This window comes from Simplicispira sp. 125 (assembly GCF_003096555.1).
In the GTDB taxonomy this organism is placed as follows: Bacteria; Pseudomonadota; Gammaproteobacteria; order Burkholderiales; family Burkholderiaceae_C; genus Simplicispira.
The window spans coordinates 3,770,531-3,784,615 of the sequence record NZ_QEKM01000001.1 but is presented as its reverse complement, the minus strand read 5'-3'; the positions used below and the strand labels follow the sequence as shown (position 1 = coordinate 3,784,615).

At 64.4% G+C, this 14,085-nt stretch carries 11 protein-coding genes; 6 read left to right on the top strand and 5 right to left on the bottom strand.

The window, feature by feature from the left end:
- Window positions 1–2: 2 nt before the first annotated feature.
- Window positions 3–488, bottom strand: a complete 486-nt coding sequence (locus tag C8D04_RS17720) for a CZB domain-containing protein (RefSeq protein ID WP_116002866.1) — start codon at window positions 486–488, stop codon at window positions 3–5.
- A 190-nt stretch (window positions 489–678) separates the two neighbouring features.
- Between C8D04_RS17720 and C8D04_RS17715 the strand changes: the two genes are divergently transcribed.
- Window positions 679–1,710, top strand: coding sequence for an LLM class flavin-dependent oxidoreductase (locus tag C8D04_RS17715; RefSeq protein ID WP_116005896.1), 1,032 nt, complete (start codon window positions 679–681; stop codon window positions 1,708–1,710).
- A 24-nt stretch (window positions 1,711–1,734) separates the two neighbouring features.
- On the opposite strand, the gene C8D04_RS17710 is transcribed toward C8D04_RS17715, so the two are convergent.
- Window positions 1,735–2,484, bottom strand: a complete 750-nt coding sequence (locus tag C8D04_RS17710) for an SDR family oxidoreductase (protein WP_116002864.1) — start codon at window positions 2,482–2,484, stop codon at window positions 1,735–1,737.
- A gap of 233 nt (window positions 2,485–2,717) precedes the next feature.
- On the opposite strand from C8D04_RS17710, the gene gspF reads away from it, so the two are divergent.
- The 3 genes from gspF to C8D04_RS17690 all read left to right on the top strand — a co-directional run bounded on the left by gspF (window position 2,718) and on the right by C8D04_RS17690 (window position 5,479).
- A complete protein-coding gene (gene gspF, locus C8D04_RS17705) occupies window positions 2,718–3,944 on the top strand; it encodes a type II secretion system inner membrane protein GspF (protein WP_116002862.1) in 1,227 nt (408 codons plus the stop codon).
- A 183-nt stretch (window positions 3,945–4,127) separates the two neighbouring features.
- Window positions 4,128–5,045, top strand: a complete 918-nt coding sequence (locus C8D04_RS17695; RefSeq protein ID WP_116002860.1) for a 5'-nucleotidase — start codon at window positions 4,128–4,130, stop codon at window positions 5,043–5,045.
- A gap of 131 nt (window positions 5,046–5,176) precedes the next feature.
- Window positions 5,177–5,479, top strand: a complete 303-nt coding sequence (locus C8D04_RS17690) for an EF-hand domain-containing protein (protein ID WP_233521218.1) — start codon at window positions 5,177–5,179, stop codon at window positions 5,477–5,479.
- A 120-nt stretch (window positions 5,480–5,599) separates the two neighbouring features.
- Here C8D04_RS17690 and C8D04_RS17685 read toward each other — a convergent pair whose 3' ends face one another.
- The 3 genes from C8D04_RS17685 to C8D04_RS17675 form a co-directional block, all read right to left on the bottom strand.
- Window positions 5,600–6,031 (bottom strand): hypothetical protein, encoded by a 432-nt coding sequence (locus tag C8D04_RS17685; protein ID WP_116002859.1) that lies wholly within the window; start codon window positions 6,029–6,031, stop codon window positions 5,600–5,602.
- Between the two features lie 135 nt (window positions 6,032–6,166).
- The gene (locus C8D04_RS17680) at window positions 6,167–6,652 is read right to left on the bottom strand and encodes a DUF1854 domain-containing protein (protein WP_116002857.1); all 486 of its coding nucleotides are present in this window, start codon (window positions 6,650–6,652) and stop codon (window positions 6,167–6,169) included.
- Between the two features lie 19 nt (window positions 6,653–6,671).
- The gene (locus tag C8D04_RS17675) at window positions 6,672–8,990 is read right to left on the bottom strand and encodes an ABC transporter ATP-binding protein (protein WP_116002855.1); all 2,319 of its coding nucleotides are present in this window, start codon (window positions 8,988–8,990) and stop codon (window positions 6,672–6,674) included.
- A 237-nt stretch (window positions 8,991–9,227) separates the two neighbouring features.
- Between C8D04_RS17675 and cphA (C8D04_RS17670) the strand changes: the two genes are divergently transcribed.
- Both cphA (C8D04_RS17670) and cphA (C8D04_RS17665) read left to right on the top strand, forming a co-directional pair.
- Complete coding sequence (gene cphA, locus C8D04_RS17670) at window positions 9,228–11,432, top strand: cyanophycin synthetase (protein ID WP_116002853.1); 2,205 nt, start codon at window positions 9,228–9,230, stop codon at window positions 11,430–11,432.
- Window positions 11,433–11,480: 48 nt separating this feature from the next.
- Window positions 11,481–14,048: a cyanophycin synthetase gene (gene cphA, locus C8D04_RS17665; RefSeq protein ID WP_116002851.1), complete on the top strand. Its 2,568-nt coding sequence runs from the start codon at window positions 11,481–11,483 to the stop codon at window positions 14,046–14,048.
- Window positions 14,049–14,085 lie beyond the last annotated feature (37 nt).

The window sequence follows — 14,085 nt, the reverse complement described above, 5'->3', positions numbered from 1 at the left end:
GGTCAACGCCCCAGGCTGCGTTTGAGTTCCTTGAGCAACAACGTCACCTGGTTGGAAGCGTGCCGATAGCCTCCCTTGAAGACCTGATGGGCTTTCTCATGTTCGCCTGCCTGGCTCAACGCCACCACGCTGGCCGCCTGGCCGTGGAAATACGCATGCCGCTGCACCAGCATCTCAAAAGCCGGGTAGTGGCCCAGACGGTCGCGCCCCTCGCCCTGCAGCCACTGACCCAGGGGGCAGTGCTCGTACTGGCGAACCTGCTCGGGATCGAGATTTTCTTCGGATTGCCCCGCCAGTAACTTTTCCAGGCGCAGCTTCCATTCTTCATGGCTGGCGATGGCTGCATCGATATCGAATTCGGTCATCAAGGTGGCTGCGTATTCCGGGTCGAGAATCAGCTCGCTGGCATTGTCCTCATAAGCCCAGGTGGTTTCGGGACTGGACGAATCCTGCTCCCGTATCTTGAACATGCGACTGAAGAAACCCATAACTTCCCTCGTTGTGATTCGAACGACCCGCTGTGGGCATAAATCGCTTTATGGCGATATATATGGATACATTCTGTGCCAGCTGGCGCGATTTGAACAGGCACTCGCGCTGACGCATATTTTTTTTGCGGAACTCAACCTCCCAAGCACTGCCATGGCAGCCGGGGCAATCTGGGCAACAATCGCCCCCATGACAACCTCCCATCGCCCCGCACTGTCCATGCTGGACTTGGTGGCCGTCCGTGAAGGCGGCACCGTAGCCCAAGCGCTGGCCATTGCCCTGCGCACCGCTCAGCACGCTGAATCCTTGGGGTTTCAGCGCTATTGGCTGGCCGAGCACCACAACATGGCAGGTATCGCCAGTTCGGCCACGGCAGTACTGGTGGGCCACATCGCGGGAGGAACGCAGCGCATGCGCATCGGCTCCGGCGGCGTGATGCTGCCCAACCACGCACCGCTGGTAGTGGCCGAAGCTTTTGGTACGCTGGCCGAGTTGTACCCCGGCCGCATTGACCTGGGCCTGGGTCGCGCACCCGGCACCGACCCGCTGACCATGCGTGCCCTGCGCCGCGATCGACCAGAAACGGCAGAGGATTTTCCGCACGATGTAGCCGAGCTGCAGCGCCTGCTGGCACCCGCGCAGCCCGGCCAGCGCCTGGTGGCTACGCCTGGCGCGGGCACCCAGGTGCCCATCTGGCTGCTCGGCTCCAGCCTGTTCTCGGCCCAGCTGGCGGCAGAACGCGGGCTACCCTATGCTTTTGCCTCGCACTTTGCACCGCGTCTGCTGCTGCAGGCCATCGAGCTGTACCGCCGCCTGTTCAAGCCTTCAGCAGCACTGGCCAAACCCTATGTGGTGATCGGTGTACCCCTGGTCGCAGCCCCAACAGACGACGAAGCCGCCTACCTGGCCAGCAGCACCGGACAGCGCGTGCTCGGTATCCTCAAGGGTGAGCGGCTACTGCTGCCACCACCCATCAAAAACTATTCCGCCCAACTGCAACCGCAGGAACGTGCCGCGATCGACGACTTCCTGGCCGCCGCCGTGGTCGGTGGCCCGGACACTGTGCGCGCGGGCCTGGAGAAGCTTGCCCAAGCCACCAGCGCGGATGAACTGATGCTGGTGTGCGATGTGTTCGACCCAGCGCTGCGCCTGCGCTCGCTCGACATCGCGGCGCAGGCACACAGCGACATGCGGGTCACAGGCTCTTCGATGTCTGCCTGAGAAGGGCGCAACGAATCCCTGCGTTTACCGCGCCAGGTAGCCGCCATCCACGGGATAGTAGGCTCCGGTGACGAACGAGGCCTTTTCGGAGGCCAGCCAGGTCACCAGTTCGGCGACTTCTTCCGGGCGGCCCAGGCGTCCAATCGGGTGTGCGGCCACCAGCATGGCGTTGATGCCCGCATCCTGCTCCAGCGCACTGATCATGGGGGTGTGAATAAACCCCGGACCCACAGAGTTGAGGCGCACGCCTTGCGCGCTGTACTCCAGCGCCGCGGCTTTTGTCAGCCCCAATACGCCATGCTTTGCCGCCGAATACGCGGGTGACGTGGCAAACCCCACCGATCCCAGGATGGACGCCATGTTGATGATGGAACCGCCGCCGTGCTTGAGCATGGCGGCAATCTGGTACTTCATGCCATAGAACACGCCCGAGAGGTTGATGTTGATGACCTGGGCCCAGCCGTCCAGCGGATAGTCGGCCGTGGGGGCCTGCGGACCACCGATGCCGGCGTTGTTGCACGCCACATCCAGCCGACCGTATTGGGCCACGGTGCGGTTCACCAGGGCTTCGCAGTCTCCAGGCTTGCCCACATCGGCCGCAACAAAAAGAGCATCCCCACCTGCTGCACGCACCAGAGCGGCCGTTTCTTCGCCTGCCTGCGCATCGATGTCAGACACGACAACCTTGGCGCCTTCGCGTGCCCACATCAAAGCAACCGCGCGCCCGATACCCGACGATGCGCCGGTAACGATTCCCACCTTGTTCTTCAGCATGAAGGCTCCTTATCCAAAACGCCTGCAACCCATTGCCACAGGTTATGTTCCATTCTGCGACTTCTGCACGCCAGGACCTTGACATTGGTCATGTCCTTGGCGCAGCCACCATGCGTCCGCAGGAGCCGCGGACAGCAGCTACCATCGCAGACTCGCATATCTTTTGTTTGCGTACGCTTGTTGTGTAATCCACAGTCCGTCCGACCCCATTCTCACCACCTTGCCCGCATCGCATGCCCGCTTTTTCCTTCGAAGCCCTTGACGACCAGGGCCTGACCCGCAAGGGCGTGGTCGAGGCCGATACGGCCAAGGCCGCCCGCGGCCAGCTGCGCGCGCAGGCACTGGTGCCGCTGGTCGTGGAGCTGGTGGGCGACCAGGCCAGCAACGGGGTGGGCGCCGCAGGCCGCAGCCTGTTCACCCGTCCGGTCTTTGGCGCCACGGCCCTGGCCATTTGGACGCGCCAGCTCGCCGGGCTGGTCTCCTCGGGTCTGCCGCTGGAGCGTGCACTGACGGCCCTGTCCGAAGAGTCTGACAACGAGCGCCAGCGCCACCTGGTGGCCGTGCTGCGGGCCGAGGTCAACGCCGGCTCCACCTTTGCCCGGTCTTTGCAGCAGCACCCACGCGAGTTTTCCGACATCTACTGCGCCGTGATTGGCGCCGGTGAACACAGCGGAAAACTCGGCCTGGTGCTCGAACGCCTGGCCGATGATCTGGAAGAGCGCCAGGAACTCAAGGCCCGGCTGGTGGGCGCCGCGCTGTACCCGGCCATCGTCACGCTGGTGGCCATCGCCATCGTGCTGTTTCTGGTCAGTTACGTCGTGCCCCAGGTGGCCAGCGTCTTTGCGGGCAGCAAACGCGCATTACCCTTTCTCACCGTGGCCATGCTGGCCATCAGCAGCTTTGTACGCACCTACGGCGTGTGGATGTTGATTGCTCTTGTTTTAATAGCTATTGGCGCCCGCTGGTCCTTGTCTATTGAGGCTTTTCGTGAAAAATTCGATGCGGCCTGGCTCAATGTCCCGGTGGTGGGGCGACTGGCGCGGGGCTACAACGCGGCCCGCTTCGCCAGCACGCTCGCCATGCTGGCAGGGGCGGGCGTGCCCATCCTCAAAGCCTTGCAAGCTGCCGCTGAAACCCTGCACAACCGCGCCTTGCGCGCCGACGCCCTGGATGCCTTGGTGCTGGTGCGCGAGGGCGCGCCCCTGGCCTCGGCCCTGGCCCAGAAGCGCAAATTCCCCAGTCTGCTGCCCATGTTTGCGCGCCTGGGCGAACAGACAGGCCAGTTGCCCGTGATGCTGCAGCGAGCGGCTACTCAGCTTTCAGCCGAAGTGCAGCGGCGCTCCATGCAGCTGGCTACCATCCTCGAGCCCCTGCTCATCGTCACCATGGGCGTGGTCGTGATGCTGATCGTGCTGGCCGTGCTGCTGCCCATCATCCAGCTCAACCAGTTCATGAAATAAGGCACGCCCCCCTGTGTCGCTTCGCTCCTTCCCCCCTCTCTCGCCCCGCTGCGCGATGCGGGAGGGGGGACGCCACCAGCGCGGCGGGGCGGCCCTTGCGCGGTGGCCGCTGGCCTGGGCCGCGCCATTTCGTGCGCTGCACATAGCGCGAGCACACAGTGAAGCCCCTTACGGAGATCCGCAATGGCCGTAACAATGGACGACAAGCTAGTGGTGGCGATTTCATCGCGCGCCCTGTTCGACTTCGAGGAGGAAAACCGCCTGTTCGACCAGGGCAACGCGCAGGCCTACATGCAACTGCAACTTGAACGCCTCGATGTACCGGCGCCGCCGGGCGTGGCGTTCTCGCTGGTCAAGAAGCTACTGGCCTTCAACGAGCCCGGCCAGCAACGCGTGGAGGTGGTGGTGCTCTCGCGCAATGACCCGGCCAGCGGCATGCGCGTATTCCGCTCGGCCCGTGCGCACGGTCTGGCCAGCGTGCAGCGCGGCGTGTTCACGCAAGGAGCGGCACCTTTTCGCTACCTGCGCCCCCTGGGCGCGCACTTGTTCCTCTCGGCCAATGCCACCGACGTGAGCGAGGCCCTGGCCATGGGTTACCCAGCGGCACGGGTGGCCACCCAGTCGGTACAGGCCAGTGTGGCGCATCCGCACGAGGTGCGCATTGCCTTTGACGGAGATGCCGTACTGTTCTCTGACGAGGCCGAGCAGGTGTTCCAGTCTGCCGGGCTCGATGCTTTCCAGGCACACGAGCAAGAAAAGGCCCTGCTGCCATTGCCCCCCGGTCCGTTCAAGCCCTTTCTGTCGGCCCTGCACCGCCTCCAGCACAGTGGCGCGCCCAGCATGCGCATCCGCACCGCACTGGTCACGGCGCGTGGTGCGCCAGCGCACGAGCGCGCCATCCAGACATTGATGAGCTGGAAAATCACCGTGGACGAAGCCATGTTTCTCGGCGGCATGCCCAAAGGGGAGTTCCTGCGCGAGTTCGAGCCCGATTTTTTCTTTGACGACCAGACGGGCCACGTCACTTCAGCTGCGCTGCACGTGCCCGCCGGTCATGTGAGCAGTGGCATTGCCAACCGGCCGGTCAACACAAACAGGTGAGGAGGGGAACTTCCTGCGCCGACGGATGCCCTACTGCGGTGAATCACTTCGACGCTCCTCTCAATCAACGCAATGGCAGTGCCCGCGTGCTTGCGGCGCGCACTCTCCTGAGCAGTGCCATCGCACTGCTCATCGCGTTGCCCGCACAAGCCGACAACCCAGCACCCGAACCTGCGCAAGCAGGTTTGAGCAAAGGTGAAATCAAGGCCCATCGGGAATTCAAACTGCTCGACTTCAATGGCGATGGCCAACTGAGCCGCAGTGAAGTGCGCCTGTTCCCCCGCCTGGCCGCGGCCTTTGACAGCGCGGATACGAACCACGACGGGCAGATTTCTTACGAAGAAGTGCGTGCTTTTGCGGCCACCTACCGGGCCGAACGGGCCCGCCTGCGTGCTGCGCAGGCCAATACGATGCCGCCAAGCGAGGAGAAATGACCGGTGGCTGGGGAATTTACCCACCGAGCAAGCGGCAAAAATTTATACAAAAGTGGCTTGAACGCTTTATGGACAAGCGTTTGAAGCTACAAAAAAAAGAGCGCCAAACCGGCAAACCCATTACCCCCCGGTACGCTTGACCTTGGGATCGGAATACGTGAGCGGCTCGTCGTTGCGGGCCTGCTGGGCCATGCGCTCTTGCAGCGTCGTTTTGTTGACATCCTGCGCTAACTCGATGGCACTGCCGCTGGCACGCCACATCGATTGCAGGAATTCCAGCAACTGCTTGTAAATCGGCTCCTTGGGCGGCTCAGGCGGTTCTTCGACCGTGTCCTTTTTCTTGACCTCCGTCCAGTCGCGGTTCGACGTGTCCGGGGCGGACGGTTTGTCCGGCGTTTTCACGACGGCCCCCTCACCCAGTCGGTCCATGGACTCGACGGGGTTGGCGGCGTTAATCGGGCGCACTGGTACAGCTCCAGATGCCCCGGTGGAGTACAAATCAGCGCCCTGGGGGCGCCAGATCGGTGATCGGTCTACAGGTGGCAGTTGCATGACAGTGGCCTCGGTAAATGGAAAAACCGGGGAGGCTTTATCCCCTTCTCGTACCTCTATTACGGCAAAAAGAAGGGGGAGTTAAGCCTTTTTTCAACGATCAATGCAAAAAAAGGGAATTTACCGGGTTTGTACTTACAAAAACCGCTCCAGCAGGCGGCGCGACGCCCGGTCCAGGGCTGTGCTGTCGGCAATCGCATACTGCACACCCGAGGCGCTGGCAATCAGCAACGCGGTGCGGCCGCGCAGCCGACGAATATCCTCTTCGGCCTTCAACACCAGAGCGCTTGTGCCGCGGTCAGTCTCCACTTCCCAAGTGCTGGGCGTGGAAAAACTCGAAACACTGAGGATTTTTTGGATAGTGGGCACAAACTCCCGTGCGGCCAGCTCCTCCCGAACCAGCGCGAGTGCAGGTGCCGGCAGGTCGTCCAGGCGGTCCAGCCACAGCAGTTCGTGTCCATCTGAGCCGACCAGGGACAAGCCCTCATCGGGCGCCGCCAGCGGGAAGGCTCGCACGGGCAGCACACCGGCATGCACCGTGCCATTAGGCAGGGTCAGCACCAGGCGCCCATGGGCGTCGCGGTGCATTTGCGGAAGAAGTGACGGGGTGGCGTTCTGCATCAGGGGCCTCGCAGGCATATCAAGAATTGCCGGCCGGATGGGCCGGGTGCAGCAAGCTGCTGTCAAGGATGAGCACGCCCGCGGCCTGGGCATCTTCCTCTGCGCGGCGTGCCTGCGCCTCATACAGCCGCCAGTAGGCGCCCTGCTTTTCCATCAGTGCGTCGTGCGCACCGACCTCGACCACTTCGCCCCGGTCCATGACCACCAACCGGTCGGCCTTGCGCAGGGTGGAAAGACGGTGGGCAATGGCAATGGTGGTGCGGCCTTGCACCAGGTTGTCCAGCGCCTTCTGGATTTCCTTTTCAGTTTCGGTATCCACGGCAGAGGTCGCCTCATCCAGGATCAGGATGCGCGGATCAATCAGCAACGCGCGGGCAATGCTGATGCGCTGGCGCTCGCCTCCCGACAGGCCCTGGCCGCGCTCGCCCACCAGCGAGTCATAGCCGTGCGGCAGGCGCAGGATGAATTCGTGCGCATGGGCGGCACGCGCGGCCGCAATGATCTCGGCGCGCGTGGCTTCGGGTTTGCCGTAGGCAATGTTCTCGGCAATCGTGCCGAAAAACAGGAAGGGCTCCTGCAGCACCAAGCCGATGTGGCGCCGGTAGTCAAGCACGGAGAAACGCCGGATGTCGATGCCATCGAGCTGGATGGAGCCCTCGCTCACGTCGTAAAAGCGGCAGATCAGATTGACCAGGGTGCTTTTACCCGAGCCGCTGTGGCCCACCAGGCCGATCATCTCGCCGGGGCGGATATCGAGATCCAGGTTCTTGATAACGGCCCGGCTGCCATAGCGGAAACCCACGCCGCGCATGGCGATGGCCCCTTGCACCTTGCCCACCTGCACCGGCTGGGCCGGGTCGGGCACGTTGCTCACGTGGTCCAGGATATCGAAGATGCGCTTGGCGCCGGCAGCAGCCTTTTGCGTGACAGAGACGATGCGGCTCATGGAGTCGAGCCGCCCATAGAAGCGCCCGATATAAGCGATGAAGGCGGTCAACACACCCACAGTGATCTGGCTTTTGGACACCAGCCAGATGCCGAAGCCCCAAACGACGAGCAGACCGATCTCGGTCAGCAAGGACACCGTGGGCGTGAACAGCGACCAGGTCTTGTTGAGCTTGTCGTTGACTTGCAGGTTGTGCTGGTTGGCATCGTGAAAGCGCTGGGCCTCGCGCTTTTCCTGGGCGAAGGCCTTGACGACGCGGATACCAGGAATGGTGTCCGCGAGCACGTTGGTCACCTCACTCCATACACGGTCAATTTTCTCAAACCCGGTACGCAGACGGTCGCGCACCGTGTGGATCATCCAGCCGATGAAAGGCAATGGCACCAAGGTGACCAGCGCCAACCAGGGGTTGATGGAAAACAGGATGGCTGCCGTCATGCAGATCATCAGCACATCGGTGACGAAATCGAGCGCGTGCAGCGACAGGAAAACGTTGATGCGGTCGGTCTCCGAGCCAATGCGTGCCATCAGGTCGCCCGTGCGTTTTCCACCGAAATAATCGAGTGAGAGTCTGAGTAAATGCTCATACGTGGTGGTGCGCAGGTCGGCGCCAATGCGCTCGGACACCAGCGCCAGGATATAGGTACGCGCCCAACCCAGCCCCCACGCCAGCAACGCCGATGCCAGCAGGCCGCTCAGATACATCAGCACCAGAGCAGGATCGATCTGCTTGCCGTTCTGGAACGGGATCAGGATGTCATCCATGATCGGGATGGTCAGGTACGGCGGCACCAGCGTGGCGGCCGTGGAGGCCAGCGTCAGCCCGAAACCGGCAGCGAGTTGCATTCGGTAGGGATGCGCAAAGCGCCACAGGCGCAGCAGCACCCAGGTCGACGGCTGAGGCGTCTGCGCGCGCGCGCAGGCCGGACATTCTTCGGTATCGGGCGGCAGCAAAGCCTGGCACACGGCGCAGCGGGCTTCGTCAAGCTCCTCGGCCAGAGCGCCGCCCTGGACGGCCAGGCGCTCGGTCAACTGCTCGAAGCGCTGCGCGAGCTGCAAAGCCTGCGCCTGAGCGCCCAGGGTGAAACGCCAGAACGCCAGGCGCTGTTGCGCATCGTGCAGCTCGATCGTGCCAACGCCTCCATGGTCCAGCAGGCGCAGCGACTGGCCCGGCGTCAGTGCCCACTCGCGCCAGGTAACAGCCCCGGGGTCGCAGGCCAGCAGGCGGCGCTGCGTCACGACCAGCATGCCCGTGCCAAAGTGCAGATGGGCGTCCAGGTCAACCGCCAGGGCTGCCCGCACGTTTTCGTCGGAAGCGAGCATGGCCCGCAAACCGGCCCCGAAAGGGCTATTCAAGACACCGAAGGCGTCCTCAAGATGGTGATGTTGCATTTTGGTTGGTATTTCCTCCGCCCCCGTCGGCGTAGCGTGCCGAACGTTGCGCTTACGCGGATTCTCCCTGATGGGGGCCAGCCGGGTGCACAGCGCACACATGGCCTGGAATGGAGATAACGTCTGCCCCCCCGCATTCGATGACAGTGCCCACCAGACTGGCGCACAATCCTCTCGTCTCTCTTTCCCTTATTCTGCAACGTCCGCACCCGGCAGGCCCTTCTTCCGCAGCACTCCATGGCGAAATTCAACGACATCCAACTCCTGCGCATCAACTACCTGCGCGGCCCCAATATCTGGACTTACCGTCCGGCGCTTGAAGTCTGGCTGGACCTCGGGGCTCTCGAAAACCATCCTTCGCACCAGATTCCAGGGTTCAATGAACGGCTGACAGCCTGGCTGCCTGCACTGATCGAGCACCACTGCGGTGTGGGCGAACGGGGCGGCTTCATGCAACGCCTGCAGGAAGGCACCTGGTGCGGTCATGTACTGGAACACATCGTCATCGAACTGCTCAATCTGTCGGGCATGCCCACGGGCTTCGGACAGACGCGCAGCACCTCGGTACACGGCGTATATCGCATGGTTTTTCGGGCACGCGACGAGCAGGTGGCGCGCATGGCGCTGGAGCAGGGCCACCGCCTGATCATGGCGGCCATCAACGACGAACCATTCGATGTGCCAGCCGCCGTGGCCAAGGTCCGCACCGAGGTCGATGACTGCTACCTGGGCCCCAGCACCGCCTGCATCGTGACCGCCGCCACCGACCGCGGAATCCCGCACATCCGCCTGAATGACGGCAACCTGGTGCAGTTGGGTTACGGCGCCAGCCAACGCCGCATCTGGACGGCCGAGAGCGAATTCACCAGCGCCATTGCCGAGGGCATCGCCTCGGACAAGGACCTGACCAAGTCCCTGCTGAAATCCTGCGGCGTACCCATTCCCGAAGGCCAAGTGGTACACAGCCCCGAAGAAGCCTGGGAAGCAGCGCAGGACATCGGCCTGCCCGTGGTCGTCAAGCCTTCGGATGGCAACCACGGCCGGGGCGTGACACTGGACCTGCGCAAAAAAGAAGACATCGAGGCCGCCTTCCATGTGGCTTACCCCGAAGGCAGCGACGTGATGGTCGAGCGCTTCATCCTTGGCGATGAGCACCGTCTGCTGGTGGTCAATGGCAAGGTAGTAGCCGCCGCACGGGGCGAAGTGGTGGGCATCACCGGCAATGGCCGCTCCACCGTGGCTGAGCTGATCGACAGCCAGCTCAACTCTGATCCGCGCCGGGGTTACGAAGAAGAGTACCCCTTAGAGATCATCGATGCCAACACCAACGTGGCCGTGCAGCTGGAACTCAAACGCCAGGACCTCGATGCCCAGGCCGTGCCGGCAGCGGGACGCCAGGTGGTGGTGCAGCGCAACGGCAACGTGGCGGTGGACTGTACCGACGAAGTGCACCCTGAAGTGGCCTACATCGCAGGCCTTGCAGCCCGCGTCGTAGGCCTGGACATCGCCGGCATCGACATGGTCGCGCAAAACATCGCGCGCCCCTTGCACAGCCAAGGCGGCGCCATTGTCGAAGTGAACGCAGGCCCCGGACTGCTGATGCACCTCAAGCCCGCCGTGGGCGCGCCCCGCCCTGTGGGCCAGGCCATCGTGGAACACCTCTTCCCTGCAGAAGAGCAGGCTGGCGAGGCAGGCCGCATCCCCGTCGTGGGCGTGGCCGGCACCCGTGACAGCGCAACGATTGCACGCCTGGTAGCCTGGCTGCTGCACCTGAGCGGCAGACACACGGGCGTCGCCTGCCGCGATGGCCTTTTCCTGGACCGCCGCCGCGTGGAGGCCGCCGACAGCGCCCACTGGGAAGCCGCACACCGCCTGCTGATGAACAAGACCGTGCAGGCCGTGGTGATCGAAAACGATGCCCGCACCATCTTGCGTGACGGCCTGGCCTACGACCGTTGCCAAGTGGGCGTGGTGACCGACATGGACGGCATGGAAGCGCTGGCCGAGTTCGACGTGCACGCGCAAGAGCAGATGACCCGGGTGCTGCGCACCCAGGTCGATGTGGTGCTCGCAGGCGGCGCGGCTGTGCTGCATGCCGCCATTGCCCAAGTGGCCGAACTGGCACCCCTGTGCGACGGTAGCGTGGTGTTGTACGCCCAGGATCCCGACCTTGCCACCGTTGCGCAGCACCGCGCCGAGAACAACGGCCGCGCCGTGGTGCTCAAGAACGGCCGCGTGGTGCTCGCCACGGGCAATGCAGAACACGTGCTGGGCGCCCTGGGCGATCTGACCTTTGGCCGCAATGCGGTGGTGCCCGATACCGACGCCCTGTTGGCCGCCGTAGCCACAGCCTGGGCGCTGGACATTGCCCCCGACCTGATCGGCGCGGGCATCAAGACCTTCGAGCCTGAGCTGAACGCCCAGGAAATCCTCCGCACCTGAACACCGCCCCGGCCCTTTCCTCCGGCAGATTTCTGAAAGAACAACCCCATGGATGTCACCCGCATCAGGGCCCTGCGCGGCCCCAACCTCTGGAGCCGCAACCTGGCCATCGAGGCCGTGGTTACCTGTGCCGAATCCGAACGCGCCATGGCGCAGATCGAAGGCTTTGAAACCCGCCTGCGTGCACTCTTCCCGGCCATCGGTGCACTGCACCCCGAAGGGGGCGACACCGACCTGTCCCTGGCCCATGTGTTGCAGACCGCAGCGCTGGCTCTGCAGGCGCAGGCGGGCTGCCCCGTCACCTTTGCCCGGACCACGGCCACCGTCGATCCTGGCGTCTACCAGGTGGTGGTGGAATACAGCGAAGAATGCGTGGGCCGCCAGGCCTTTGCCGACGCGCAGCAGCTGATTGAAGCCGCCCTGAACCATGGCCATTTCGACGCCGAAGCGGCCATTGCCCATTTGCGCGAGCTGGACGAAGACGAGCGCCTGGGCCCCAGCACCGGAGCCATCGTCGAGGCAGCGGTGGCGCGCGGCATTCCGTACCGGCGCCTGACCCAGGGCAGCCTGGTGCAATTTGGCTGGGGCTCCCGGCAGCGCCGCATCCAGGCCGCCGAGATCGACTCGACCAGCGCTGTAGCCGAATCGATTGGCCAGGACAAAGACCTCACCAAACGCCTGCTGCACGCCGCTGGCGTGCCCGTGCCATTGGGCCAGCCGGTGGAATCGGTCGACGAGGCCTGGGCCGTGGCCCAGAAAGTGGGCTTGCCCGTGGTGGTCAAACCCCAGGACGGCAACCAGGGCAAGGGCGTCACGGTCAATATTTCCGACTTCGCACAGCTGGAAGAGGCTTATCGCAACGCCGTGGAATATGGCACGGTCATGGTCGAACGCTTCCTGCCCGGCCAGGACTACCGCCTGCTGGTGGTGGGCGACCAACTGGTCGCAGCCGCGCGCCGCGAGCCACCGCAGGTGCTGGGCGACGGCGAGCGCACCGTGCACGAGCTGGTAGACATCGTCAACCAGGACCCGCGCCGCGGCGAGGGCCATGCCACCTCGCTCACCAAGATCCGGCTCGACGACATTGCGCTGGCCCGCCTCACGCAGCAAGGCCTGACGCCCGATTCCGTGCCCGAAAAAGGCCAGCGCGTAGTGCTGCGCAACAACGCCAACCTGTCCACCGGTGGCACCGCCACCGACGTGACCGACGACGTACACCCCGAGGTGGCCGCGCGCGCCGTGGCTGCGGCCCAGATGGTGGGCCTGCACATCTGCGGCGTGGACATGGTGGCCGAGACCGTGCTGCGCCCGCTCGAAGAGCAGGGCGGCGGTTTTGTCGAAGTGAACGCCGCGCCCGGACTGCGCATGCACCTTGCACCGTCCTATGGCAAGCCCCGCGCCATTGGCCAGGCCATCGTGGACCGCCTTTATGCCCCTGGCCAGGACGGGCGTATTTCCGTAGTGGCCGTCACCGGCACCAACGGCAAAACCACAACCGCCCGCCTGATTGCCCACCTGTTCGCAGCCCAGGGCCTGCGCGTGGGCATGACCAATACCGACGGCGTCTATGTGAACGGCCGCCAGATCGACAGCGGCGACTGCTCGGGCCCCAAGAGCGCTCGCAACGTGCTGCTGCACCCCGACGTGGACGCCGCCGTGTTCGAGACGGCCCGCGGCGGCATCCTGCGCGAGGGGCTGGGTTTTGACCGCTGCCAGGTGGCCGTGGTGACCAACATCGGCGCCGGCGACCACCTGGGGCTGAACTACATCACCACAGTGGAAGACCTGGCGGTGCTCAAGCGCGTGATCGTGCAGAACGTCGACCCGGCGGGCTACGCGGTGCTCAATGCCACCGACCCCATCGTGGCGGCCATGGTGAGTGCGTGCCCCGGCAAGACCATCTTTTTCGCCAGCGACCGCCACCACCCCGTGATGGCCACGCACCGCGCCCAGGGCCACCGCACGGTGTATGTCGATGGCGACTCCATCGTCGCTTCTGAGGGCTCGTGGCGCGAGATCATCCACCTGCGCGACGTTCCCATCACGCGCAACGGCAAGATTGGCTTCCAGGTCGAGAACGTCATGGCCTCCGTCGCAGCCGCCTGGGGCGTCGGGCTGCCCTGGCAGACCATTCGCCGCGGCCTCTCGGGTTTTGTCAACGACAGCGACAACGCGCCTGGCCGCTTCAACATCATGGACTACCGCGGCGCCACGGTGATTGCCGACTATGGCCACAACCCCGACGCCATGCGCGCCCTGGTGGCCGCCGTCAACGCCCTGCCCGCCCAGCGGCGCAGCGTGGTCATCAGCGGTGCGGGCGACCGGCGCGACGAGGATATCCGCGAGCAAACGGTCATTCTGGGCGCGGCGTTTGACGATGTGATCCTGTACCAGGACGCCGCCCAGCGCGGCCGGGCCGACGGCGAAGTCATGGCCCTGCTGCGACAGGGCCTGGCCGGGGCCGCCCGCACCAGCCACGTGGAGGAGATCCGCGGCGAGTTCATCGCCATCGACACCGCCCTCGCGCGCCTGCAGCCCGGAGACCTGTGCCTGGTGCTGGTCGACCAGGTGGAAGAAGCGCTGGCCCATCTGGCCCAGCGCTGCGCCGAGGCCTGAGCGCCCTACGGTACGTAAAAAGAGCCCTGCACCACGC